The following is a 22,854-nucleotide window of genomic DNA, read 5'->3' on the forward strand; positions in this document are numbered from 1 at the left end:
GCATGTCGTTGTCGTTCAAATGAATACATTTGAACGCGACAGGCATCAGCGCCGGTTCATGCCCTTGAGATACTGGTCGAAGATCGATTCCATGTTCTTCTGATAGCCCTGCTGCACGTCCTTGCCCGCCTCGAACATCTTGCCGAACAGGTCGTCATAGGGATTGCGCGCCCGGCCCGAGGGCATGCGGTCGGGTTCGGGCTCCGGCGCGGGGGCCTTGCGGGCATCTGCCCCGCCCATGGCCCCGCCGAACATGTCCTGGAAGATCTTGCCCAGCGGGTTGTCGTCGAACGGCGTCCCGGACCGCGGCTGCGGACTGGCTGACTGTCCGCCGCCGAACATGCCTTCGAGGATCTGCCCGAGCGGATTGTCGGACGGCCGCTGCTGGGGCGTGGTCCTGGCGCCGCCCATGCCCTGGCGCATCATTTCGGCGATCAGCTCGCCGATCGGGTTGGCGCTGCCCATCGCGCCGGCCTGCGCCTGGTGGGCCGGTTGCCCGGTCGCCTGGCCGGTCGCCTGCTTGAACAGCCCGCCCATGATCGCGGTGGCGAGCACCGGCAGCATCTGCTTGAGGATCTCCTGGCCAATCCCGGTTGCGGCTTCCGCCTGGGCTGCGACGGCGCGGCTCACCTCCTTGGACCCGAACAGGTGGCCGAGAATGCCGTTGCCTTCCTCCCGCGCCTGCGGCGTGAAGGCTGCCTGCATATTGTCGAAATAGGCCGCATGCCGCCCGCTCGCCAGCGCCGACAGGAACGCCGATACGTCCATCGGATTGGCGGCATTGCGCTTGAGCCCGGTCGAAAACGCGGGCATCAGCGCCGCCATCGCCTGTTCCACCTGGCTTTCGCTCAGCCCGAACTGGGCGGCCATGGCGCGCGCGGCCTCGCCGTTCTGGGCATTCATCATCATGTCGTAAAGCGGCATCATCGGTCGTCTCTCCTCCATCCCTTGCGGGGTCGGGAAAAGACTATACCGCCGGGCCGGGCGTGCCTAGGGTCGTCCGCCGATCGGCGGCAGAGGGGCGCGCGTGCAGCTCAGTAGGCGTAGTCGACGAATACCGGGTCGACATCGCCGTTCCAGCGACCGTTGTAGAGCGCGAGCATTTCCTCGGCGAGCGTGGTGCCGCGCGCGACGGTTTCCTCGAGCGGCGCCAGGAAATGGCTTTCGTCATTGCCTTCCTGGTTGAGCCGGGCGCGGGCGACGAGGCCGCGCCGCGAGATACCGAGCACCTGCTTGCCGATCTCCTGCAGCGACCGGCCCCGGATGCGGGCCTTGAGGCCCTCCGTGGGCGTGGTGTCGCGGAGTGCGTTGACCTCGTCGAGCGTCCAGTCGCTGACCAGCGCCAGCGCCTCGTCGAGCGCGCTCTCGTCGTAGAGCAGGCCGACCCAGAAGGCCGGCAAGGCGCAGATCCTGCGCCACGGGCCGCCGTCTGCGCCGCGCATCTCGATGAAGCGCTTGAGCCGCGCATCGGGAAACAGCGTGCCGAGGTGGTTGGTCCAGTCGCCGATGGTCGGCATCGGCTGCTCTAGCTCGCCCTTGAGCGCGCCGTTCATGAACTGGCGGAAGGTGACATGGGTGGCTTCGTGGTAGCGGCCGTCGCGCAGCACGAAATACATCGGCACGTCGAGCGCCCATTCGACATAATCCATGAAGCCGAACGTGTCGGAATAGGCGAAGGGCAGCTGGCCCGAGCGCTGGTTGTCGGTGTCGCGCCAGATGTCGCCGCGCCAGGAGACGAGCCCGTTGGGCTTGCCTTCGGTGAACGGCGAGGAGGCAAACAGCGCGGTCGCCAGCGGCTGCAGCTTGAGGCCCAATTGCAGCTTGCTGCGCATGTCGGCTTCCGAGGAGAAATCGAGATTCACCTGGATGGTGCAGGTCCGGTACATCATGTCGAGGCCCTGGCTGCCGACCTTCGGCATGTAGCGGGTCATGATGTCGTAGCGCGATTTCGGCATCTTCGGCGTGTCGGCCAGCGACCAGGCCGGGCTGCCGCCGATGCCGAGGAAGCGGATGCCGAGCGGCTCGGCGATTTCCCTGAGCTGCGCCAGATGCGCGTTCGATTCGCGGCAGGTCTGGTGAATGTTCTCGAGCGGCGCGCCCGACAATTCGAACTGTCCGCCCGGCTCCAGGCTGATCGCGCCATGGCCGGTCGGTTCCACCAGGCCGATGATCTTGCCGGCGTCGATGATCGGCTCCCAGCCGAGCATCGAGGCCATGCCTTCGAGCAGCGCCCGGATCGAGCGCTCGCCCTCATAGGGCACCGGCGCGTGGCTGTCGGTGAAGAACACGAATTTCTCGTGTTCGGTGCCGATCCGCCATTTTTCCTTCGGCTTGCAGCCTGCCGCCATCCAGTCCGCGAGGTCTTCGACGGAGCTGATCGGTGTGTCGTCGGTGGTGTCGCGCGCCATGTCCGGCCCTTCATCGTCTGGTCATTGTCGCGGCCCGAAACCGCGCACGAAGATGCTGCTTGGACCGGAACCGGCCTGTCTTGCAAGCGAAAATACCTGAACGCTCCATCAAACATGTTTGATGGGACGACGACGCCTCGCGCGCCTACCAGTCGCCGATCGTCATCTGCACCACGGCGAGCGCGGCCACGGCGGCCGTATCCGCCCTGAGGATGCGTGGCCCGAGCGGAATCGGTGTGACGAAGGGGAGCGCGAGCAGCATCTCGCGCTCGCGCTCGGAAAACCCGCCCTCGGGTCCCACCAGAAGCGCGAGATCCCGTTCGGCGATCGCGCCGAGCGCGGCTGCGGGATTGTTGCCGGCCTGGCTCTCGTTGCAGAAGATGATGCGGCGGCCCGGGTCCCAGCCTGAAAGCAGCGCATCGAGCCGAACCGCCTCGCCGAGCTCGGGAATCGCGAGATTGCCGCATTGCTCCGCGGCTTCGAGGATATTGGCCGCGAGCCGCTCCGGATTGACCTTGTGAAGCTGGGTGTGGTCGGTGAACACCGGCGTGATCCGGCCCACCCCCATTTCGGTCGCCTTCTGCACCAGATAATCGAGCCGGCCGACCTTGAGCGGCGCAAACAGGAAGACGAGCCGCGGGCGCTCCGGTTGCGCGCGGGTGAGCGTGCCGATCTCGAGGTCGGCCTTCTTCTTGCCGGCAGGCTTGAGCGTGGCCTCGAACTCGCCGTCGCGTCCGTTGAAGACGAGAAGCTCCGCGCCGTCTCCAAGCCTGAGCACATTGAGAAGATAATGCGCCTGGTCCTTGCCAAGCGGGATCGTGTCGCCGCTGGCGAGCGGGGCATCGAGATAAAGACGTTGCAGTTTGTAGTTGGCGCGCATGCCCGTTTTCTTGCCCAAGCCGGCGCCAAGATCAAGTCTCGGCTTTGGGCGCCCGGGAGTGGAAGATGGGGCGATAGCCGGAGCGAAGCGCGGCCACCGTCGCGGGCGGCGTGGCGAGATAGACCGGCGCGGATGAGAGAGCGTCGACGCCGAGCGGCAGGCCGTAGCCTTCAAACGACCAGGGCAGCAGCGCACCGCCGCGCAGCGCGAAAAAGCGGGTATCCTGCCGGATCATGGCGCCGTCGGGCAGGGCGCCGATGCAGCCGGCCGCGACACGCCGCGCGGGGTCGTCGGCGCTCAGCCGGCGTTCGCCATCGAGCAGGCGATCGATGGCGCCGGCCTTTGGCCGGGTCTCGTTCCGGCTGCGGCCGATGGCGTCGGCAAAGGCAAGCGCGTCGCGCCGGCGGCACTCGAAGCAGGGCCTGTGCCCGGCGGCCAGCGCCGTGACCTCGTCGAGAAAGAACAGCTCGGTATAGCGACCGGGCTGCATCAGCCCCCGCCGCCGGCCCTTGAATTCGGTCAGGCAGACGATCCAGCTCCTGCTCCTTTGGCTTCGGACGATGGTCTGGCCGATACCGTGAAGCGGACCGCCACGGTTGCCCATGACCTCGCCGCGCGCTGGGTGGGCCAGGATCGCGCCCGACGGATCGACCCGGTTCTGGAGCGGCATCTCAGGCCGCGCGCCGCGTGAGTGCCGCGGCCAGCCCCGCCATGATCAAGAGCGAGCCGCCGGTGCGCATTGCCGCCTGCATCACTCGCGGCTTGCGGATGGTCTGGCGCGCGCCCGCCGCGGCAAGCGCGAACAGGGTGGCGTTGACGATGCCGAGCGCGGTGAAGGTCAGCACATAGGTCGCCGCCTGCGGGGCATAGGCGAGCGCGGGATCGATGAATTGCGGCACGAAGGCCACGAAGAACAGGATGCCCTTGGGATTGAGCGCGGTGACGAGGAAGGAATCGCGAAAGATCGCCGCCGGACGCGCGGCGGCGGGCAGGCTGTCGGTCGCGAGCATGGCGGGCACCTCCGCCGGCGTGCGCCACATCTTGTAGCCGATATAGACGAGATAGGCGGCGCCCAGGAATTTGAGCAGCTGGAACAGCGTCGCCGAGGTCGCAAGCAGCGCGCCGGCGCCGGCGATCGACAGCGAGGTGGCCATAAGGTCGCCGAGGCCCACGCCCAGCACGCTTGCGAGCGCGATCTTGCGCCCATGCGCGAGCGCCTGCGTGATCACCATGATGATGGTCGGCCCGGGGATCACGAGCAGGATCACGCTCGCGAGCACGAAGGCCGCGAAATGATCGGCGGAAACGGGCATGGCGGACCTCCTCGACGGCCGTATCTGGCCATCGAGCAAGCCTCAATTCGGATTTGGCGTCAACCCGGTGCGGCGCCGCCCGCGACAGGCGTCAGGCGACGACGATCACATGCAGCGCGCGCGGGCCGTGGGCGCCGAGAATGATGGTCTGCTCGATGTCGCCCGAGCGCGACGGCCCGGTGACAAGATTGAGCGCGCGCGGCATCTCGCCCTTGCCCTTGTGCTGCCTAAGCAGTGCCCAGACGCTTTCGAGGTCGCCCTCGATGTCCGATGCCTTGAGCACCACGATGTGGTGTTCGGGCAGGAAATTGATGGTGGTCGGATTGTCCGGGCCGGAGAACAGCGCCAGCGTCCCGGTCTCGGCAATGCCCGCCATGGCGTGGCTCACGCCGGCAAGGTCGCCGCCGTCGGAGGCGCCGTGACGTATCTCCAGGTGCTTCTGGGTGTCCCAGCCGGCGTCCTGCAGGCGCTCGTCGGCGCCGAGCCGCACCTCGGCGGGCAGGTTGCGGGCGCGCAGATAGGCGCTGACCTCCGCGGCCACATCCCGGTAGTCGTCGACCCGCGCGGTGGTGGCGCCCACCTGGGCGGCCATGGCGCAGAACAGCTCGAGCCGCTCGGCGTCCGGAAGCTGTCCGCGCTGCGGCACGATGCCCACCGGCGCCTGCTGCAATCGCTCGGCCACCGCACCCCGGCGCTCGGCGTCGTCGCCCTTGACCTTGATCGCGGCCTTGATCTTGCGCATCACATTGTCGCGGCTGCTCATCGTGCGGCTCCCTGTTTGCCCGCCTGCTGCTCTGCCCAGGCCTGCAGGAAGGTCTTGCCTTCCGGGGCGGGGAGGTCGCGGTGGCGGGTCCAGCCGCCGGCAAACGGCAGTGACTTGAGCCGCCGCGACGACCCGCCCAGCTTCGACAGGATCGGCATGCCGAGCGAGACGGCCATGCGGTAGAGCTTCGGCCGCTTGGCGACGAAGGCCCAGGCACGGATGCCGTAACGCGCGGTGGCGGGCGTGAGATTGCGCTCGAATTCGCGCTCGCGCCAGTGCCGCATCATCTTCGGCAGCGGAATGCGCATCGGGCACACCGCCTCGCAGCGGCCGCAGAAGGTGGAGGCATTGGGCAGTTGCCCGGTCTCCTCGATGCCGTTGAGCGACGGGGTCAGCACCGCGCCCATCGGCCCGGGATAGACCGAGCCATAGGCGTGGCCGCCGACCGCGTGATAGACCGGGCAATGGTTCATGCAGGCGCCGCAGCGGATGCAGCGCAGCATGTCCTGGTATTCGGTGCCGAGCATCGACGAGCGGCCGTTGTCCAGAAGCACCACGTGATACTCGTCCGGCCCGTCGGGGTCCTCGGGGCGCTTCGGACCGGTCGAGAAGGTGGTGTAGACGCTCATGTCCTGGCCGGTCGCCGAGCGCGCCAGCACGCGCAGGATCTGTGCGGTGTCCTCGAGCGTCGGCACCATCTTTTCGATCGAGGCCACCACCACGTGGACCTTGCCGAGCGTCTGGGTGAGGTCGCCATTGCCCTCGTTGGTGACGATCACCGAGCTGCCGGTTTCCGCGATCAGGAAATTGGCGCCGGTGATGCCGACATCGGCGGCGAAATAGCGCTTGCGCAGCACCTCGCGCGCTTCGCTGAGCAGCGTCACCGGCTCGCTCAGGTCCCGGCCTTCGGGCAGATGGGTGTGCACCCGCCGGAAATCGCCTTCGACCTGCTCCTTGTTCAGGTGCACCGCCGGGGCGATGATGTGGCTCGGATGTTCGCCGCGCAGCTGGATGATGTATTCGCCGAGATCGGTTTCCACCGGCTCGATGCCGTTGGCCGCAAGGTGATCGTTGAGCGCGATTTCCTCGGTGATCATCGACTTGCCCTTGGTCACCGTGCGGGCGCCGGCCTTCTTGCAGATGTCGAGCACGATGCGGCGCGCATCCTCGGCGGTTTCCGCCCAGTGCACATGCCCGCCCGCGGCCGTCACCTTGCGCTCGTATTCCTCGAGATAGAGGTCGAGATGGGCGAGCGTATGGTTCTTGATGTCGCGCGCATTGTCGCGAAGCGCCTCGAATTCGGGCAGCGCGTCGGCAGCCATCTGGCGCTTGCCGATGAAGCCTTTCTCGACATTGCCGAGCGCCTTCTGCAGCTGCGCGTCGACCAGCGCCTTGGCGGCGGCAGTCTTGAAGTGTTTGGCGGCAAGTTCCATGGGTTCTGCTCCCCTCGGCCTATTTGCTGCCGCCGGCGATCGGCGGCTGGTCGGTCATGCCCGCGAGCACTTCGGCGACATGGCGGACTTCCATGTCCGAGCCCTGGCGCTTGAGCTTGCCGGCCATGTTCATCAGGCAGCCGACTTCGCCGGCGAGCAGCAGGTGTGCGCCCGATGCGCCGACATTGCCGACCTTCTTGGTGACGATGGCGTTGGAAATGTCGGAATATTTGACGCAGAAGGTGCCGCCGAAGCCGCAGCAGACGTCGGAATCCTGCATCTCCTGCAATTCCAGGCCCTCGACATTGGCAAGCAGCTTGCGCGGCTGCTCCCTGATGCCGAGTTCGCGCAGGCCCGAGCAGGAGTCGTGATAGGTGACCTTGGCCTGAAGCTCGGCGCCGGTGTCGCGCACCATCATCACGTCGGTGAGAAACGAGATCAGTTCGAAGCACTTGTCGGAAAACCGCTGGACGCGGCCTTCCCAGGCGGGGTCGCCGGCAAACAGGCCCGGATAGTGCTTCTTGAGCATCGCCGTGCAGGAACCCGACGGCGCGACGATGAAGTCGAATCCCTCGAACGCCTCGATCACCTGTTCGGCGATCTCGCGCGTGTCGGCGCGGTCGCCGGTGTTGTAGGTCGGCTGGCCGCAGCAGGTCTGCGCCACCGGCACATGCACCTCGCAGCCTGCGTCCTGCAAGAGCTTCACGCTCGCGAACCCCACCGATGGCCTGAAGAGGTCGACCAGACAGGTCGCGAACAGACCCACGCGCGGCTGTCCGGCGCCCTTCATTTCACTCGACGTCACTCTGCGGCCTCCGATTGCTTGATCCTGGACTTGGTCTTTGTCTTGCTGGCGACGCCCGTCAGGTCCGGCGCGCGCTGCTGCAGGCGCAGGTTCGACACCCGCTCCCAGTCGCCCGATCGCTTGGCTTCGGTCATCGCCTTGGCGACGAATTCGATATGGCCTTGTGCCGCGCGCCGCGCGGCCTCTGGATTGCCTGCCATCACCGCCTCATAGATCGCCAGATGCTGGTCGAGCAAGCGGTCGCGCGCACCGGGCAGCGTGTAGACCAGGGCGCGATTGTAGAACACGCCCTCCGTCAGCAGCCGGTAGCACGAGCGCAGCGTGTGCAGCAGGATGATGTTGTGCGCACATTCGCCCACCGCATTGTGGAATTCCACGTCGATGCTCGCCTCCTCGGCGAAATCGTCCTTCTGGTGCGCGGCCTTCATGGCGGTGATGATGCGGCTCAACAGCGCCTTGTCGGCCTCGGTCGCGCGCCGGGCGGCAAATTCCGCGGTCACGCCCTCGATTTCGCGGCGGTATTCGAGATAGTCGAGCGTCGCCTTCTGGTGGCGCGCGATCAGCTCCATCACGGGCCTTGTGAACACCTGGCCGATCACGTCGGCCACGAAGGTGCCGCCGCCGTGCTGGGTGGTGAGCAGGCCGCGGGCTTCGAGAACCTTGAGCGCCTCGCGCAGGATCGGTCGCGAGACGTCGAACTGCTTGGCCAGTTCCCGCTCGCCCGGAAGCCGGTCGCCCACGCGCAGGATTCCCTCGAGCACCAGGATCTCGATCTGGTGCACCACCTCGTCGGCTGTTCGGCTGTGTTCGATCCGTGCGAAAATGTCTGCGGCCATGATGCTTTCCATAGGCTCCGCGCAATCCGCGGAGCAGGGCAAGGCCAGACCGTATCAACTGGCGGGAAAGCTGGTCAATATTTTTATCCAGTTTCCCTGCAGCTTTCGGTGCCCGGTCCGGCGCGGCAAGCCCCGCCGGACCGGGTGCGCGTCATTCAGCCGCGCTGGCCGCGTCCGCTTGGCTGCCGTCGTCATTGCCTTTCACGGCTTGCTGGGGCGGCTGTTGCGGGGCGCCATCGGCAGACCCTGGCGCCAGCCCCGCGGCATCGGCGATCTGGTTTTCCCAATAGGGCGTCGGTCCGTAAAGCTCCGCCAGATAGTCGATGAACAGCCGTACCTTCGCGGGCAGGAAGCGCCGGCTCGCATAGACCGCGTGGATCGCCACGTTGCGTGAGCCCTCGTAGTCGGGAAGCACCCGCAGCAGCCGTCCGTCGGCGAGTTCGGCGCCGATGTCCCAGGTCGAACGCAGGGCAATTCCGACGCCGCCGATCACCGCTTCGCGCACGACTTCGCTCGAATTGGTCTGCAGCGGCCCGATCGGCCGGTGCAGGATCGGCCCGTCGGGGCCTTCCAGCTTCCAGGTGTCGTTGTTGTGGGGCGCAAGGCAGATATGGCGGTCGAGGTCGTGCAGGCTTTCGGGTTCGCCGTGGCGTTCGAGATAGTCGGGAGACGCGACGAGAATCCGGCGCACGGGCGCCAGCTTGCGCGCTACAAGACTGGAATCGCTCAGTTCCGCGATGCGAACGGCGAGGTCGTAGCCGTCGCCGACGATATCGACGAACTCGTCGCGCAGCATCAGGTTGACGCCCAGATCGGGATTGGCCTGCATGAATTTGTTGATATGCGGCGCAATGTGCATGCGCCCGAAAGAGGTCGGTGCCGACACCTTGAGCACGCCGCGGGCGAGCGCGGAGCGCCGCGAGACGAAGGCTTCGGCCTCTTCGATTCCTGCCAGGATCGCCACCACGCGCTCGTAGAATCCCTGTCCGGCTTCGGTCAGCGAAATCTGCCGCGTGGTGCGTTGCATCAGCCGTGTTCCAAGGCGGTCCTCAAGCCTGCGAAGCCTCTTTGATACCACGGCGGGAGACAGGCCGAGCTCACGCCCGGCTGCCGACATCGAGCCGGCGGAGACTACGCGAGCAAAGATCTCCAGGTCCCCAAGATTGTTCATATTTAGTCGTCGCCCCCATTACACATACATCCTTTCGCGCTACGCAGGCTACCGCGTGGCGGATCACTTTGCTAAGGAAAACAAAATGGCGGGGCCTCCGGGAAGTGGACTTTTGGCCGCTGGCCGGGCCGGTGCGACGGATATTGCGCATTGCCCGACGGCGGCAAAAGTGGTAAAGAAAAAATACCACTTCGGCTTCAAGGAGGTGGACGGATGCAGGGCAGGGAGAGGAGACCATCATGTCGGAGCTGATTGCCTTTCTTGAGCCGGACCGGTCGGTCATCGCCCGGCGCGCGGCGATCATCGCCGATCTTGCGGATCTGGTGCCCGCCAGCTCGCTGATCACCGACGCGCGCGAACTGGTTCCCTTCGATACCGATGCCTTCGTTTCCTACCGCCGCATGCCGCTCGCCGTCGTGCTGCCCGAGACCACGACCGAGGTGGCGGCGGTGCTCAAATACTGCAACAGGAACGGCATCCCGGTGGTGCCGCGCGGCGCCGGCACCTCGCTGTCGGGCGGGGCCATTCCGCAGGAGGACGCGATCGTCATCGGCGTTTCCAAGATGAACCGGATCCTGGAAGTCGATCTTCCCAATCGCTGCGCGCGGGTGCAGGCGGGCGTCACCAACATCTCCATCAGCCAGACGGTGGAGGCCGACGGCTTCTTCTACGCGCCCGATCCGAGTTCCCAGCTCGCCTGCACCATCGGCGGCAATATCGGCATGAATTCCGGCGGCGCCCATTGCCTCAAATACGGCGTGACCACCAACAATCTGCTGGGCGTGAAAATGGTGATGTTCGACGGCTCGATCGTCGAGATCGGCGGCAAGGCGCTCGATGCGCCGGGCTACGACCTGCTCGGCCTGGTCTGCGGCTCGGAGGGCCAGCTCGGCATCGTCACCGAGGCGACCGTGCGGCTGATCGCCAGGCCCGAGGGCGCGCGGCCGGTGCTGTTCGGCTTTCCGTCTTCGGTTGCCGCCGGCGCCTGCGTGACCGACATCATCGGCGCCGGCATCATCCCCGTCGCCATCGAATTCATGGACAAGCCGGCCATCGAGATCTGCGAGGCCTTCGCGCAGGCCGGCTATCCGATGGATGTCGAGGCGCTGCTGATCGTCGAGGTCGAGGGCTCGGATGCCGAGATGGACGCGATGCTCGGCCGCATCATCGAGATCGCCCGCACGCATGGGGTGAAGACCATCCGCGAAAGCCAGTCCGCCACCGAGGCGGCGCTGATCTGGAAGGGCCGCAAGTCGGCCTTCGGCGCCACCGGCCGCATCGCCGACTATATCTGCATGGACGGCACCGTGCCGCTCGGGCAACTCTCGCACGTCCTCGAAAAGACCTCCGAGATCGTCGCCCGCTACGGCCTCAGGGTCGCCAATGTCTTCCACGCCGGCGACGGCAACATGCATCCGCTGATCCTGTTCGATGCCAACGATCCCGACGAAAGCAGGAAGGCGGAAATGGCGGGCAACGACATCCTCAAGCTCTGCGTCGATGCGGGCGGCTGCCTGACCGGCGAGCACGGCGTCGGCATCGAGAAGCGCGACCTGATGCGCCACCAGTACACCGACGCCGATCTCGCCCAGCAGATGCGGGTGCGCGCCGCCTTCGATCCGAAATGGATCCTCAACCCCTCCAAGGTGTTTCCGCTCGACGGCCGCAACGGCGCCTATGCGGACGAGACCGGCGAGACTGCGGGAAAGACCGCGGCATGAGTGCTGACGCCATCCTCAACCCAAAAACCGAGGACGAGGTCGCCCGGATCGTCCGCGACGCCTGCGAGGCGGGCCGGACGCTCGCCGTGTCGGGCGGCGGCACCCGGTCCGGCCTCGGCCGTCCGGTGGAGGCCGATACAGCCCTCTCGCTGTCGAAACTCTCCGGCGTCACCAATTACGATCCCTCGGAGCTGGTCATGGCCGCGCGTGCCGGCACCCCGCTTGCGGAGATCGAGGCGGCGCTCGCGGCCAACAACCAGATGCTGACCTTCGAGCCGATGGATCACCGTCCATTGCTGGGTTCGGAGGGGGCCCCCACGATCGGCGGCCTGTTCGCGGCCAATGTCTCGGGCCCACGGCGGCTGTCGGCGGGCGCTGCGCGCGACAGCCTGCTCGGCGTGCGCTTCGTCAACGGCTCGGGCGAGATCGTCAAGACCGGCGGTCGGGTGATGAAGAACGTGACCGGCCTCGATCTCGTCAAGCTGATGGCCGGCTCCTGGGGCACGCTCGGGGTGCTGACGGAGGTCATCTTCAAGGTGCTGCCGCGTCCCGAAGCGACCCGCACCGTGGTGGTCCGCGACCTCAACGATGCCGAAGCCGCCGAGGCCATGGCGTCTGCCATGGCGATGTCGGTGGAAGTTTCGGGTGCCGCGCATCTGCCGGTGAGCGTCTCCTACAAGTTCGGCGATCTGTTCGACGGCCAGGCCGCGACCGTGCTCCGGCTCGAAGGACTGGACGCGTCGGTCGCCGTGCGCTCGGAGCGCCTGGTTGCCGAAATGGGCCGCCGCGGCGCGGTTTCGGTGCTTAATGCGCAGGCGAGCGCGAAAGTGTGGCGCGACATCCGCGATGTAATGCCGTTTGCCGCGCAGCGCACCAAGCCGGTCTGGCGCGTGTCGGTGGCCCCGAGCGCCGGCCATCAGCTGGTCGCCGCACTCAGGCTCCAGACCGGCGTCGACGCCTTCTACGACTGGCAGGGCGGGCTCGTCTGGCTGCAGATGGAGGCCGATCCCGAGGCCGAGATGCTGCGCAAATACGTCAAGGCGCTCGGCGGCGGCCATGCCACGCTGGTCAGGGCCGATGCCGCAACCCGTGCGGCGCTGCCGGTGTTCGAGCCGCAGCCCGCGCCGCTCGAAGCGCTGTCGCGGCGGATCAAGCAGCAGTTCGATCCGCGCGGCATCCTCAATCCCGGCCGGATGACGGTCGCGCCATGAGCCGCGGCAGCCGGCTGCCGGTCGATGCCCGCCGCACCGGCTGTCCCAGCCAGCCGGCGCACACACGAATGCGATAGTCCCGAGGTATCCGCGCCATGCAGACCAATTTCACCGCCGAGCAGCTTGCCGATCCGGGCGTGGCGATGTCCGAGAAGATCCTGAGGAAATGCGTCCATTGCGGTTTCTGCACCGCCACATGCCCGACTTATGTGACGCTCGGCAACGAGCTCGACAGCCCGCGCGGGCGGATCTATCTCATCAAGGACATGCTCGAAAACGGTCGGCCCGCCGACGAGCAGGTGGTCACCCATATCGACCGCTGCCTGTCGTGCCTGTCCTGCGTGACCACCTGTCCCTCGGGCGTCGATTACATGCATCTGGTCGATCACGCCCGCATCCACATCGAACAGACCTACAGGCGGCCGCTGATGGACCGGCTCACGCGCCGGATGCTGGCGCTGGTGCTGCCCTATCCGGCAAGGCTGCGCGCCTCGCTGCATCTGGCCCGCCTCGGCCGTCCCTTCGCGCCGCTGTTCAGGACGGTGCCGGGCCTGAAACCGGTGGCGGCGATGCTCGATCTCGCGCCCGCCTCGGTTCCGGCGGCCTCTCCCGTGTCGCGTCCCGGCAATCATGCCGCGGCCGCGCCGAAGCGCGGGCGGGTGGCGATCTTGTCGGGCTGCGCCCAGCCGGTGCTGAAACCCGGCATCAACGAGGCCACGATCCGGCTACTGAACCGCATCGGCGTCGAGGTGGTGGTGCCCGAAGGGGAGGGCTGCTGCGGCTCGCTGGTCCACCACATGGGCCGCGAGCCCGACGCGCTCGATGCCGCGCGCAAGAACATCGACGCCTGGACGCGCGAGATCGACGCCGGCGGCCTCGACGCGATCATCATCACCGCCTCGGGCTGCGGCACCACCATCAAGGATTACGGCCACATGCTGCGCGAAGATCCCGCTTATGCGGACAAGGCCGCGCGGGTCTCGGCGCTCGCCAAGGACGTGATCGAATATCTCGCCTCGATCGACCTGCCGGACCCTGTCAACGGGTCGGGCCTGGTGGTGGCCTATCATTCGGCCTGCTCGATGCAGCACGGCCAGAAGATCACGACGGCGCCGAAGACGCTGCTGAAGGGGGCGGGTTTCGTGGTCAAGGACCCGCCCGAGGGCCATCTGTGCTGCGGCTCCGCCGGGGTCTACAACATCCTCCAGCCTGAGATCGCCCTTGCCCTGCGCGACCGCAAGGTCCGCAACATCGAACTGACCCGGCCCGAGGTGATCGCCACCGGCAATATCGGCTGCATCACCCAGATCGCCCAAGGCACCGGGATTCCGATCCTGCACACGGTGGAACTGCTCGACTGGGCCTATGGCGGCGACCGGCCGGAGGGCCTGCCGGCGCGCGCGACCCGGGAGCAGCGGGCCGTGCAGCCCTCCTGACCGCGGAGCCGCGCACGAAAAAGGCGGCCTCCTCGGACGCCGCCTTCCTTTTGAGTTTTCAGGCTCGGCTCAGCCGCCGAACATAGAGCCGAAGAAATCCATGCCGCGGTCGGTGTAGATGCCGTCCGCACCCTTGCCGGTGGGGCCGATCACGATCACCTTGGAGCCGATGCCGGCGCGGTTGTAGAGGTGTTCGACATCCTCGTTCATCATGCGGATGCAGCCCGACGACATGTTCTGGCCGATGGTCCAGGGCTGGTTGGTGCCGTGAATGCGGAAGATCGTGTCGCGGCCGCCCTTGTAGAGATAGAGCGCGCGGGCGCCGAGCGGGTTGTTGGGGCCGCCCTTCACAAAGGCCGGAATGTTGCGGCCCTTGCGGCGCTCGCGGGCGATCATGGTCGCCGGTGGCCGCCAGTCCGGCCACTCGGCCTTGCGGCCGACATTGACGGTGCCCGACCAGCCGAAGCCTTCGCGGCCGACGCCCACGCCGTAGCGGGTCGCCCGGTTCTTGCCCTCGACGTAGTAGAGATATTTGGTGTTGGTATCGACGATGATCGTCCCGGGCTTCTCGTTGGTCTGCAGCCGGACCTTCTTGCGCCAGAACTCGGGCTTCGGCTTCTTCGACTGCGCCACCTGCACGACCGGAAGGCCGGCCTGCGCCTGCGGGGCCGCGCCCATTGACCCGATCGGCATGGCTGACGCGGCGGGAAGCGACGGCGCCAGCAGCAGGGCGAACGCCCCTGCCGCCAGAATGGAAGAGCGGATGGAAATCTTTGGCAATGTCATCTTGCCCCCTCTTTTGTGACCCTTTGGACGAAAACTACCATCGATTCACATCGGATCAAGCGTGGTTGGGCTGAAAGCCGGCAGCGTCTTGTGCCACAGCCGACAGCAAAAGCGGCCCGGCGAGGCCGCCGGACCGGGATCGTCATGGGGGCCGGAGATCCGGCCCGGCGTCACATCACGATGACCTTGGCGCCCACGGAGACGCGCTCGTAAAGCTCGGTCACGTCCTCGTTGCGCATGCGGATGCAGCCCGAGGAGACCGCGTTGCCGATGGTCCAGGGCTGGTTGGTGCCGTGGATGCGGTAGAGCGTGGAGCCGAGATAGAGCGCCCGCGCGCCGAGCGGGTTTTCCGGGCCGCCAGCCATGTGCACGGGCAGGATCCGGCCTTCCTTCTCGCGCACGCGCTTGATCATTTCCGCTGGCGGGCGCCAGTCGGGCCATTCCGCCTTGCGGCTGATCCGCTCGGTGCCGCTCCAGGCATGGCCCTCCTTGCCGACGCCGACGCCATAGCGGCGCGCCTGGCCATTGCCTTCAACGAGATAGAGGAAGCGCTGGCGGGTATCGATGATGATGGTGCCTGGCTTCTGGTCGCCGTCATAGGAGACCGTCTGCGGCAGGAACTTCGGATCGAGCTGGCGCGCAGGCGCAGGCTTCGGGCGTGGCGCCGCGAGCGAGACGTTCTGGACCCGGCGCGGTTCGGCCTGCGGCGTGCGCGCCTGGTAGACCTGCTGGCGCTGGCGTTGCGGCTGGGCGCGGTAGACCACGCCGCCGCGCGGCGCTGCCTGGCCGCCAAGCTGCATCACCCACGGCGCGGAGAGATCCGGGCTCAGCACCACCGGCGGCCGCTGGCCGTAGCGGTCGCCCGCATTGGCCGCGGGCGCGGCCCAGACGAGGCCCAATGCCGCGCCTGACATCATGAGGAGGGCAAGATTTTTCATCGGACGGACCCATTCCCTTTCGCCTGATTGCCTGCAGGCTGCGCCGTGACCACGGCGCGCAGAGCCTGCTTCCAAGGATCCATGCTGGGAGCAGGGTCGGAATCAATTGGTGAATCCCTGTCAATAAAATCCGGCTCGGGCCGGAAAGCTCTTCTTAGGGTTATCGCCGCCTTGCCAAACGCGGTGAACGACCGCTTAATCGCGCCTGATTCTGGATTAACCATGCAGGCACCGGCGAAAAGGGAGCGATCTGATGGCGCATGAAAACGGTCTGATCACCTCCGCCGATGGCCGGATCCGCTGCTTCTGGCCGGGCGAACTGCCCGATTATCTCGCCTATCACGATGCCGAATGGGGCCGGCCCGTGACCGACGATATCCGCCTGTTCGAAAAGATCTGCCTCGAAGGCTTCCAGTCGGGCCTGTCGTGGCTCACCATCCTGCGCAAGCGCGAGAATTTCCGTGCGGCCTTCGCCGGCTTCGATTTTCACAAGGTCGCCCGCTTCGATGAGGACGACATCGCGCGGCTGCTCGAAGACAAGGGCATCGTCCGTCATCGCGGCAAGATCGTCTCGACCATCAACAACGCCGGCCGGGCGATCGAGATGGTCGAGGAATTCGGCTCGCTCGCGGCCTATTTCTGGAGCCATGAGCCCGGCCCCGACGAGCGGCCGGCGCGCATGGATTACGACACACTCCGGGCCAATCCGACCAGCGCCGCTTCGGTGCGGGTGTCCAAGGACCTGAAAAAGCGCGGCTGGAGCTTTGTCGGCCCGACCACGGTCTATGCCTTCATGCAGGCGATGGGCCTCGTCAACGACCATCTCGAAGGCTGCTGTTGCCGGGGCGAGGTGGAGGCGTTGCGCGCGCGCTTCGAGCGGCCTCGTGTGGCAGGCGCTTGACGCCGGCTGAGGCCAAGGCGCTGATCGAGGGCGTGGCGGCGCGCACCCCCGGCGTCGGCGCGCTTGAGGAAAGCGTCAAATGGGGCGAGCAAAGTTTCGCGCCGGTCCGGCGCAATGTCGGCAGTTCGGTGCGGATCGCGCCGCGCGGCAACGGCGAACTGGCGCTGATGTTCATCTGCCACACGCATTTGGTCGACGAGTTCCGGTCGCTCTATCCCGATGCGCTGGAGTTCGAGGGCAACCGCGCCATCGTCGTCCGCTCCTCCGGGCCGACCGATCTTGCCGCGCTGGAGCACTGCATCGCGCTTGCACTCACCTTCAAGCTGCGCAAGCGTGGCCGCGCCTGATATCAGGTCTCTCTTTCACGCAAGCACGAAGTGGCAATGGCGGGAAGCCCGCCATTGCCATTGTCTTCAGATTCGCTCCGCCTCAGCGGCCGCGTGCGGCGAGCCAGGCCCGCATCATCGCGATTTCGCCTTCCTGGGCCTCGATCACCTCTTCCGCGAGCTTGCGGATTTCGGGATCCGTGCCATGCTCAAGCACGATCTTTGCCATGTCGATGGCGCCCTGGTGATGCGGGATCATGCCCTGGACGAAATCGACATCGGCGTCTCCGGTGTACTGCACGGCCATGTCGGCATGCATTTTCGCATTGGCCTCGGCAAAGGCCTTCGACGAAGCGCTTTCGCTCTCGCCAGCCATGGTGTGGCCGTGCTGCGCGCTGTGCTCCTGCGCAAGCGCGGGGAAGGTGGAAAGGGCAAACGCCAGAGACGCCGCCATCAGTGTGGTCTTCATTGGAATACCCGTTTTTGTTGGGATGAGTGGACGCAGTGTGACGGTCCGATGGCCGTCATCGGCTCATCCGGCGAGGCGAGGCGGGCGTTCCAGCGGCGTGGCGGGGATGGACTTGAGATGCGGCGCTGGGCTTGGCGCTTCTGCCATCCGGAAAGGAAGATTGAAATCGGTGAGAAGGACTGTTGGCGCAAGCGTCAGGCACGCGCTGCAGTGGACCCCACCAAAATTCATATGTCCGGGGTGCGTCTGTCCGGAGTGCGTCGCATCGGCGGGGCTGGCCCCGTGAGGGCAGGGCGCGCTCCGGGAAGCGGACCTCGGTGCATGCGGATGCCGGGAGGCTTCCGCGGTCACCACCGTGCCCGCGTCCTGCACGGGCAGAGCCGCATCCATGCCATGCTTTTGCACGGCGCCGTAGGCGAGGACCGCGGTCAGCAGCAGGAGGAGCAGCATCCGTTTCATGGCTCCGAGATGAGCCGCGATTGGGTCAAAAGCAAGGCTGGCGCCGCCGCCTGCAAAGGTCGGTGGGTGAAGCTTGTGCAGGCCGCAGCGCGATTCGCGGCCAGTCCGCATATGATTCCTGAACGCAGGATGAACGGCCGGATCATTTGGCGTTCAGCCGGACCCGGCTACGATTTTCGCATGGCAATTGGCAATGGCCCCGATGGGAGGGGGAAGACCATGACCGGCACTGCAATCGGGACGATCGGCGCCCGCGCCTGGGGCCATCCTGGCTCTCCGGCCAGGCCCGGTCTGCCCGCTCCCGCTTTGGTCCCATTGCCTGTTCCGAGCCCGATTTTCGCCGTGCCCATTGTCTGCGCGGCGCCCGGCGGGGCTGCGTTCCTGTCCCGCTTTCACCGCGTGAAACAAAACCCTGTCCTGAAAGGAACAAAATTTCGCGCCATGCATTGATCCCGTGAAGGGATCGATCCGACCCGACATAAGGAGTGTCCGATGTTGAATACAATGATGAAAACCATATTCTCCGCATCCCTTTGCCTTGCCATGCTCGTGCCGGCCGGTGCCGCGCCGATGGTGGTGCAGCAACCCGCGGCCGAGATCAACAATCAGGTGGTCCAGGTTCAGGGACGCGAATGGCGCCGCGGCCACAACCCCAAATATCGCAATTACTATCGCGATGACCGGCGCGGCTTCTACCGCCACAACAACCGCCACTATTACAACGGTCACCGCGGCTATCGTGACCGGCGTCCCGGCTATCGCCGCTACAACGGCTACTGGTTCCCGCCTGCCGCCTTCGCACTTGGCGCGATCGTCGGCGGCGCAATCCAGAACAACAATTCCGGCGTCCGTCCGGGCTACACCAACCCGCAGCACGTCAGCTGGTGCTATGACAGGTACCGGTCCTACCGTGCAGGCGACAATACGTATCAGCCTTACAACGGTCCGCGCCGGCAATGCCGCTCGCCCTATTACTGAGGCTTTGTCAGGATCAGTCTTAGGATAGGTGAGGCGGGCCTGGCCGGATTTCGGCCAGGCCCTAGCCCTCCGGCAACAGCCAAGCCTTGCAGCCCATGGGCCTGTCGGTTAGGAGAAGCGCATCGAACCGTTTCTCCTTTTCGCAGGCCTATTTTCATGTCCGACAAGAAGCAGAAGAAGCCCCAGAAGCTGAAAGCCCGCCTCGCGCGCGGTTTTCCCGACCGCTCGCCCGCCGATATCCGCGCCACCGACCTGATGATGGCGAAGATCCGCAAGGTCTATGAACGCTTCGGCTTCGAGCCGGTGGAAACGCCCTTCGTCGAATACACCGATGCGCTCGGCAAGTTCCTTCCCGACCAGGACCGGCCCAACGAGGGCGTGTTCTCGTTCCAGGACGACGACGACCAGTGGCTCTCGCTGCGCTACGATCTGACCGCGCCGCTCGCCCGCCACGTGGCCGAGAACTTCAACGACATCCAGCTTCCCTACCGCACCTATCGCGCGGGCTGGGTGTTTCGCAACGAAAAGCCTGGCCCCGGCCGGTTCCGCCAGTTCATGCAGTTCGATGCCGACATCGTCGGCGCGCCCGGCGTCCAGGCCGACGCCGAAATGTGCATGATGATGGCCGACACCATGGAAGCCTTGGGCATTGCCCGCGGCGACTACGTGATCCGCGTCAACAACCGCAAGGTGCTCGACGGCGTGATGGAAGCGATCGGAGTTGCCAACGATCCAGCAAGAAAGCTCTCTGTTCTTCGGGCTCTCGACAAGTTTGATAAATTTGGCGTTAATGGTGTTGAGTTGCTTCTGGGTTCTGGCCGTTGGGATGGTGGCAAAGAAGGAGAGGGCGACTTTACTCCCGGAGCAAACTTGACAGCAGAGGCTATAGAGGAACTCGTCAACATGTTCCTTGCTCCTGCCATTGATTCCGATATTCAGAACCTTGTTGGTGTCCCTGACGAACAAGCCGAATTGCTTGAACAGATAGTATCTGGGCATGGCAATGACGAATCCACTATAGATTCCTCGGTCACACTGACAACTTTGGCAAAGTCCCGTTTCAATGCGAATTCAACTTTCAAACAAGGTCTATTGGAACTCATCCAGATAGCTGCCTACGTATCGAAAGCGGGCTACGGTCCCGACCGCATCAAGATCGACCCCTCCGTTGTCCGCGGCCTCGAATATTACACCGGCCCGGTCTTCGAAGCCGAACTCCTGTTCGACGTCACCAACGAGAAGGGCCAGACGGTGCAGTTCGGCTCGGTCGGCGGCGGCGGGCGCTATGATGGGCTGGTCTCGCGCTTCATGGGCCAGCCAGTGCCGGCCACGGGCTTCTCGATCGGCGTGTCGCGACTTATGACCGCGCTCAAGAATCTGGGCAAGATCTCGGGCGAGGCCGCGTCCGGTCCGATCCTGGTCACCGTGATGGACCGCGACCGGCTGGGCGACTACGCGAAGATGGCGCAGGAGCTGCGCGCGGCGCTGAACCCGCTCGGCGTGGATGGCCAGCCGACAGGTCCCACGGTTCCGGTCGAGCTGTTCCAGGGCAATCCCAAGGATTTCCCCAAGCAGCTGCGCTATGCCGACCGCCGCGGCGCGCCCATTGCCATCATCCAGGGCGGCAACGAGAAGGCCGAGGGCAAGCTCATCGTCAAGGACCTGATCGAGGGCAAGCGCATCGCCGAGACCATCACCGACAACGCCGAATGGCGCGAGGCCAAGGCCGGCGAGCACCTGGTCGACGAGGCCGATCTGGTGCTGACCGTCGAGCGGATTCTGGCCGAACAGGCTTCCGACGCCCAGGACGTGTAAGGTGAGCGCCGGCATGACCCAGTTCGGAGCGCCCGCCTTCGCCGCCGATCTTGCCCGCGCGCTGGCTGCGCGCGAGACCAATCGCGTCGATATTCCGCTGATCCAGCCGGCCGAGCCGTTTCTCGACATGGCCGGCGAGGACCTGCGCCGCCGCATCTTCCTCACCGAATCCGAGACCGGCGAGAGCCTGTGTCTCAGGCCCGAATTCACCATTCCCGTCTGCCGCGCCCACATTGCCGAGGGGGTGGCGACGCCGCGCCGCTACGCCTATCTCGGCGAGGTGTTCCGCCAGCGCCGCGACGGCTCGAGCGAGTTCTTCCAGGCCGGCGTCGAGGATCTGGGCGAGCCCGACGAGGCGCGCGCCGATGCCCGCGCCGTCTCCGATGCCCGCGCGCTGGCCGCCGAATTCGCGCCCGGCGCGGCGCTCACGATCACGCTGGGCGACCAGTCGGTGTTCGAGGCGGTGGTCGCGGGCCTGGGCCTGCCGGCCGGCTGGCAGAAGCGGCTGATCCACGCCTTCGGCAACGAGCAGGCGCTGCGCGCCATGATCGCGCGGCTGGCAAGCCCGGACTCTTCCGCCGCCCCGGATGGCGCCGTGGCGGCATTTCTCGCCGCCGGCGATGCCGCGGGCCTCGAGGCCCATATCGAAAGCGTGATGGAAGCCACCGGCTATTCCACCCATGCCAGCCGCTCGCCGGCCGAGATCACCGCGCGGCTGATGGACAAGCAGGCGCTCGCGGCCACCCGCCTGTCGGCGGCCTCGCTCGCGGCGCTGAAATCCTTCCTCGCGCTCGATGTCACGCTCGACCGCGCGGCCGCGGCGCTGTCAAGCTTCGCCCGCGACGCCGGCCTCGACATCGCGGCGGCGCAGGCCCGCTTCGAGGCGCGGCTCTCCGCGCTGGCCGCCCGCGGCGAGGATCTTGCCACGATGCGCTGGCGTGCAGCCTTCGGGCGCCCGCTCGACTACTACACCGGGCTCGTCTTCGAGGTCGCGGTGGGCGAGGCCGGCCTGGTGCTCGCCGGCGGCGGTCGCTACGACCGGCTGATGGCGCTCCTGGGCGCGCGCGAGCCGATCCCGGCGGTCGGCTTCTCGCTCTGGCTCGACCGCATCGAAACCGTGAGGGCAGGCCGATGACGCTGACCATTGCGCTGCCGTCGAAGGGACGGATGAAAGAGGACGCCACCGCGGTTTTCGAGCGCGCCGGCCTTCCCGTCTCGGCGATCGGCAACGACCGCAGCTATCGCGGCCGCATCGAGGGCGTCGATGGTGTCGAGGTGGCGTTCCTGTCGGCCTCCGAGATTGCCCGCGAACTGGGGGCCGGAGCGGTCGATTTCGGCGTGACCGGCGAGGATCTGGTGCGCGAAAGCCTGCCGCGGGCCGACGAGCGCGTAGAAATTGCCGCGCGGCTGGGCTTCGGCCATGCCGATGTGGTGGTGGCGGTGCCCGATATCTGGAAGGATGTCGACACCATGGCCGATCTCGGCGACGTGGCGGCCGATTTCCGCGCCCGCCATGGCCGCCGGCTGACGATCGCCACCAAATACTGGCGGCTCACGCAGAATTTCTTCTCGACCCGGCACGGCATCCAGCTCTACCGCATCGTCGAGAGCCTGGGCGCCACCGAAGGGGCGCCGGCCTCGGGGGCGGCCGACATCATCGTCGACATCACCTCCACCGGCTCGACGCTCACGGCCAATCATCTGCGGATCCTGTCGGACGGCGTGATCCTCCGCTCGGAAGCCTGCCTGGTGCGCGCCCGCAAGCCCGCCCATGGCGACGACCCGCGTATCGAGGCGCTGATGGCCGCGGTCCGCGCCGTCTGTTGAGGTGAGGGGCGGCTCCCGCGCCTGGTCATTGCGTTCGGCGGACGTGTTTCGGCAAAAAAAAGCCGCCTCGCGAGGAGGCGGCTCTGGTGGCGGGGCATCGGGAACCCTGCCAGCCGGATAGACCGCGAAATGATGGTTTGGGGGCGCATCATCCGGTGCCTATGAACCGGTCTACGCGCGGCCGCGCCGCCCGGATCACGGGCCGGACCGGGATTTGCGAAATATTTTTCGTGCGGCCGTGTCGCCCGCTTGTTTTTCTCCCGGAATGGCGCAATCTCGGAGGTCCGGGGACAGACCCGGCCTGAACGCGTCCTTCGTCCGCCTCGGCTTCATCTCCGCCCGGGCGCGAAACGGCTCCGCCAACCACCAAGCCGCCTT

23 protein-coding genes are annotated in these 22,854 nt (G+C 66.4%); 10 read left to right on the top strand and 13 right to left on the bottom strand.

Annotated features, from left to right (window positions below):
• Positions 1–45 precede the first annotated feature (45 nt).
• From AWJ14_RS14285 to AWJ14_RS14330, 10 genes are all read right to left on the bottom strand, one after another.
• Positions 46–927 carry a DUF937 domain-containing protein gene (locus tag AWJ14_RS14285; RefSeq protein WP_066180378.1) on the bottom strand — a complete coding sequence of 294 codons (882 nt, stop codon included), beginning with the start codon at positions 925–927 and terminating at the stop codon, positions 46–48.
• A gap of 107 nt (positions 928–1,034) precedes the next feature.
• Entirely contained in the window at positions 1,035–2,408 is a 1,374-nt protein-coding gene (locus tag AWJ14_RS14290; protein WP_066180380.1) for a glutamate--cysteine ligase, read from the bottom strand.
• A 145-nt stretch (positions 2,409–2,553) separates the two neighbouring features.
• A complete protein-coding gene (locus AWJ14_RS14295) occupies positions 2,554–3,288 on the bottom strand; it encodes a 16S rRNA (uracil(1498)-N(3))-methyltransferase (RefSeq protein WP_066180382.1) in 735 nt (244 codons plus the stop codon).
• A 31-nt stretch (positions 3,289–3,319) separates the two neighbouring features.
• Positions 3,320–3,958, bottom strand: coding sequence for a hypothetical protein (locus AWJ14_RS14300; protein ID WP_066180386.1), 639 nt, complete (start codon positions 3,956–3,958; stop codon positions 3,320–3,322).
• 1 nt (position 3,959) lies between these two features.
• A complete protein-coding gene (locus AWJ14_RS14305) occupies positions 3,960–4,601 on the bottom strand; it encodes a LysE family translocator (RefSeq protein ID WP_066180387.1) in 642 nt (213 codons plus the stop codon).
• Between the two features lie 91 nt (positions 4,602–4,692).
• Positions 4,693–5,364 (bottom strand): LutC/YkgG family protein, encoded by a 672-nt coding sequence (locus AWJ14_RS14310; protein WP_066180389.1) that lies wholly within the window; start codon positions 5,362–5,364, stop codon positions 4,693–4,695.
• The gene (locus AWJ14_RS14315) at positions 5,361–6,797 is read right to left on the bottom strand and encodes a LutB/LldF family L-lactate oxidation iron-sulfur protein (RefSeq protein ID WP_066180391.1); all 1,437 of its coding nucleotides are present in this window, start codon (positions 6,795–6,797) and stop codon (positions 5,361–5,363) included. The genes AWJ14_RS14310 and AWJ14_RS14315 overlap by 4 nt, the downstream gene beginning before the upstream one ends.
• Before the next feature lie 19 nt (positions 6,798–6,816).
• Positions 6,817–7,587: a (Fe-S)-binding protein gene (locus tag AWJ14_RS14320; protein ID WP_066180394.1), complete on the bottom strand. Its 771-nt coding sequence runs from the start codon at positions 7,585–7,587 to the stop codon at positions 6,817–6,819.
• An 11-nt stretch (positions 7,588–7,598) separates the two neighbouring features.
• Positions 7,599–8,438 carry an FCD domain-containing protein gene (locus AWJ14_RS14325; protein ID WP_066180666.1) on the bottom strand — a complete coding sequence of 280 codons (840 nt, stop codon included), beginning with the start codon at positions 8,436–8,438 and terminating at the stop codon, positions 7,599–7,601.
• 151 nt (positions 8,439–8,589) lie between these two features.
• Entirely contained in the window at positions 8,590–9,609 is a 1,020-nt protein-coding gene (locus tag AWJ14_RS14330; RefSeq protein ID WP_083220276.1) for a LysR family transcriptional regulator, read from the bottom strand.
• A gap of 239 nt (positions 9,610–9,848) precedes the next feature.
• Between AWJ14_RS14330 and AWJ14_RS14335 the strand changes: the two genes are divergently transcribed.
• From AWJ14_RS14335 to glcF, 3 genes are all read left to right on the top strand, one after another.
• Positions 9,849–11,330, top strand: a complete 1,482-nt coding sequence (locus tag AWJ14_RS14335; RefSeq protein ID WP_066180396.1) for an FAD-linked oxidase C-terminal domain-containing protein — start codon at positions 9,849–9,851, stop codon at positions 11,328–11,330.
• Entirely contained in the window at positions 11,327–12,541 is a 1,215-nt protein-coding gene (glcE, locus tag AWJ14_RS14340; protein WP_066180398.1) for a glycolate oxidase subunit GlcE, read from the top strand. Before AWJ14_RS14335 ends, glcE begins: the two co-directional genes overlap by 4 nt.
• Positions 12,542–12,636: 95 nt before the next feature.
• Entirely contained in the window at positions 12,637–13,977 is a 1,341-nt protein-coding gene (glcF, locus tag AWJ14_RS14345) for a glycolate oxidase subunit GlcF (protein WP_066180400.1), read from the top strand.
• Between the two features lie 69 nt (positions 13,978–14,046).
• Here glcF and AWJ14_RS14350 read toward each other — a convergent pair whose 3' ends face one another.
• Positions 14,047–14,763: a L,D-transpeptidase gene (locus tag AWJ14_RS14350; protein ID WP_066180402.1), complete on the bottom strand. Its 717-nt coding sequence runs from the start codon at positions 14,761–14,763 to the stop codon at positions 14,047–14,049.
• Between the two features lie 170 nt (positions 14,764–14,933).
• Positions 14,934–15,701, bottom strand: a complete 768-nt coding sequence (locus AWJ14_RS14355; protein WP_066180404.1) for a L,D-transpeptidase — start codon at positions 15,699–15,701, stop codon at positions 14,934–14,936.
• Between the two features lie 253 nt (positions 15,702–15,954).
• Between AWJ14_RS14355 and AWJ14_RS14360 the strand changes: the two genes are divergently transcribed.
• Complete coding sequence (locus tag AWJ14_RS14360) at positions 15,955–16,602, top strand: DNA-3-methyladenine glycosylase I (protein ID WP_066180406.1); 648 nt, start codon at positions 15,955–15,957, stop codon at positions 16,600–16,602.
• Positions 16,599–16,949, top strand: a complete 351-nt coding sequence (locus tag AWJ14_RS14365) for a hypothetical protein (RefSeq protein WP_066180408.1) — start codon at positions 16,599–16,601, stop codon at positions 16,947–16,949. The genes AWJ14_RS14360 and AWJ14_RS14365 overlap by 4 nt, the downstream gene beginning before the upstream one ends.
• An 82-nt stretch (positions 16,950–17,031) precedes the next feature.
• On the opposite strand, the gene copM is transcribed toward AWJ14_RS14365, so the two are convergent.
• Complete coding sequence (copM, locus tag AWJ14_RS14370) at positions 17,032–17,403, bottom strand: CopM family metallochaperone (RefSeq protein WP_425349640.1); 372 nt, start codon at positions 17,401–17,403, stop codon at positions 17,032–17,034.
• Between the two features lie 42 nt (positions 17,404–17,445).
• On the opposite strand from copM, the gene AWJ14_RS14375 reads away from it, so the two are divergent.
• The 5 genes from AWJ14_RS14375 (at position 17,446) to hisG (ending at position 22,476) form a co-directional block, all read left to right on the top strand.
• On the top strand, positions 17,446–18,306 hold the full coding sequence (locus tag AWJ14_RS14375; protein WP_210183546.1) for a hypothetical protein: 861 nt from the start codon (positions 17,446–17,448) through the stop codon (positions 18,304–18,306).
• Positions 18,307–18,348: 42 nt separating this feature from the next.
• Positions 18,349–18,834 carry a BA14K family protein gene (locus AWJ14_RS14380; protein WP_139112658.1) on the top strand — a complete coding sequence of 162 codons (486 nt, stop codon included), beginning with the start codon at positions 18,349–18,351 and terminating at the stop codon, positions 18,832–18,834.
• A 156-nt stretch (positions 18,835–18,990) separates the two neighbouring features.
• Entirely contained in the window at positions 18,991–20,649 is a 1,659-nt protein-coding gene (gene hisS / locus AWJ14_RS14385) for a histidine--tRNA ligase (protein ID WP_066180416.1), read from the top strand.
• A 13-nt stretch (positions 20,650–20,662) separates the two neighbouring features.
• The gene (locus AWJ14_RS14390; RefSeq protein WP_066180672.1) at positions 20,663–21,784 is read left to right on the top strand and encodes an ATP phosphoribosyltransferase regulatory subunit; all 1,122 of its coding nucleotides are present in this window, start codon (positions 20,663–20,665) and stop codon (positions 21,782–21,784) included.
• Positions 21,781–22,476 (top strand): ATP phosphoribosyltransferase, encoded by a 696-nt coding sequence (hisG, locus tag AWJ14_RS14395; RefSeq protein WP_066180418.1) that lies wholly within the window; start codon positions 21,781–21,783, stop codon positions 22,474–22,476. The genes AWJ14_RS14390 and hisG overlap by 4 nt, the downstream gene beginning before the upstream one ends.
• Positions 22,477–22,854: the final 378 nt, after the last annotated feature.

Source organism: Parahoeflea olei (assembly GCF_001703635.1).
Lineage (GTDB): Bacteria > Pseudomonadota > Alphaproteobacteria > Rhizobiales > Rhizobiaceae > Hoeflea > Hoeflea olei.

Bases quoted from the DNA above. Each gene is read 5' to 3' on its own strand.
- AWJ14_RS14285 (WP_066180378.1), bottom strand. From the start codon at position 927: ATGATGCCGCTTTACGACATGATGATGAATGCCCAGAACGGCGAGGCC.
- AWJ14_RS14290 (WP_066180380.1), bottom strand. From the start codon at position 2,408: ATGGCGCGCGACACCACCGACGACACACCGATCAGCTCCGTCGAAGAC.
- AWJ14_RS14295 (WP_066180382.1), bottom strand. From the start codon at position 3,288: ATGCGCGCCAACTACAAACTGCAACGTCTTTATCTCGATGCCCCGCTC.
- AWJ14_RS14300 (WP_066180386.1), bottom strand. From the start codon at position 3,958: ATGCCGCTCCAGAACCGGGTCGATCCGTCGGGCGCGATCCTGGCCCAC.
- AWJ14_RS14305 (WP_066180387.1), bottom strand. From the start codon at position 4,601: ATGCCCGTTTCCGCCGATCATTTCGCGGCCTTCGTGCTCGCGAGCGTG.
- AWJ14_RS14310 (WP_066180389.1), bottom strand. From the start codon at position 5,364: ATGAGCAGCCGCGACAATGTGATGCGCAAGATCAAGGCCGCGATCAAG.
- AWJ14_RS14315 (WP_066180391.1), bottom strand. From the start codon at position 6,797: ATGGAACTTGCCGCCAAACACTTCAAGACTGCCGCCGCCAAGGCGCTG.
- AWJ14_RS14320 (WP_066180394.1), bottom strand. From the start codon at position 7,587: ATGAAGGGCGCCGGACAGCCGCGCGTGGGTCTGTTCGCGACCTGTCTG.
- AWJ14_RS14325 (WP_066180666.1), bottom strand. From the start codon at position 8,438: ATGGCCGCAGACATTTTCGCACGGATCGAACACAGCCGAACAGCCGAC.
- AWJ14_RS14330 (WP_083220276.1), bottom strand. From the start codon at position 9,609: ATGAACAATCTTGGGGACCTGGAGATCTTTGCTCGCGTAGTCTCCGCC.
- AWJ14_RS14335 (WP_066180396.1), top strand. From the start codon at position 9,849: ATGTCGGAGCTGATTGCCTTTCTTGAGCCGGACCGGTCGGTCATCGCC.
- glcE (WP_066180398.1), top strand. From the start codon at position 11,327: ATGAGTGCTGACGCCATCCTCAACCCAAAAACCGAGGACGAGGTCGCC.
- glcF (WP_066180400.1), top strand. From the start codon at position 12,637: ATGCAGACCAATTTCACCGCCGAGCAGCTTGCCGATCCGGGCGTGGCG.
- AWJ14_RS14350 (WP_066180402.1), bottom strand. From the start codon at position 14,763: ATGACATTGCCAAAGATTTCCATCCGCTCTTCCATTCTGGCGGCAGGG.
- AWJ14_RS14355 (WP_066180404.1), bottom strand. From the start codon at position 15,701: ATGAAAAATCTTGCCCTCCTCATGATGTCAGGCGCGGCATTGGGCCTC.
- AWJ14_RS14360 (WP_066180406.1), top strand. From the start codon at position 15,955: ATGGCGCATGAAAACGGTCTGATCACCTCCGCCGATGGCCGGATCCGC.
- AWJ14_RS14375 (WP_210183546.1), top strand. From the start codon at position 17,446: ATGGCCGTCATCGGCTCATCCGGCGAGGCGAGGCGGGCGTTCCAGCGG.
- AWJ14_RS14380 (WP_139112658.1), top strand. From the start codon at position 18,349: ATGTTGAATACAATGATGAAAACCATATTCTCCGCATCCCTTTGCCTT.
- hisS (WP_066180416.1), top strand. From the start codon at position 18,991: ATGTCCGACAAGAAGCAGAAGAAGCCCCAGAAGCTGAAAGCCCGCCTC.
- AWJ14_RS14390 (WP_066180672.1), top strand. From the start codon at position 20,663: ATGACCCAGTTCGGAGCGCCCGCCTTCGCCGCCGATCTTGCCCGCGCG.
- hisG (WP_066180418.1), top strand. From the start codon at position 21,781: ATGACGCTGACCATTGCGCTGCCGTCGAAGGGACGGATGAAAGAGGAC.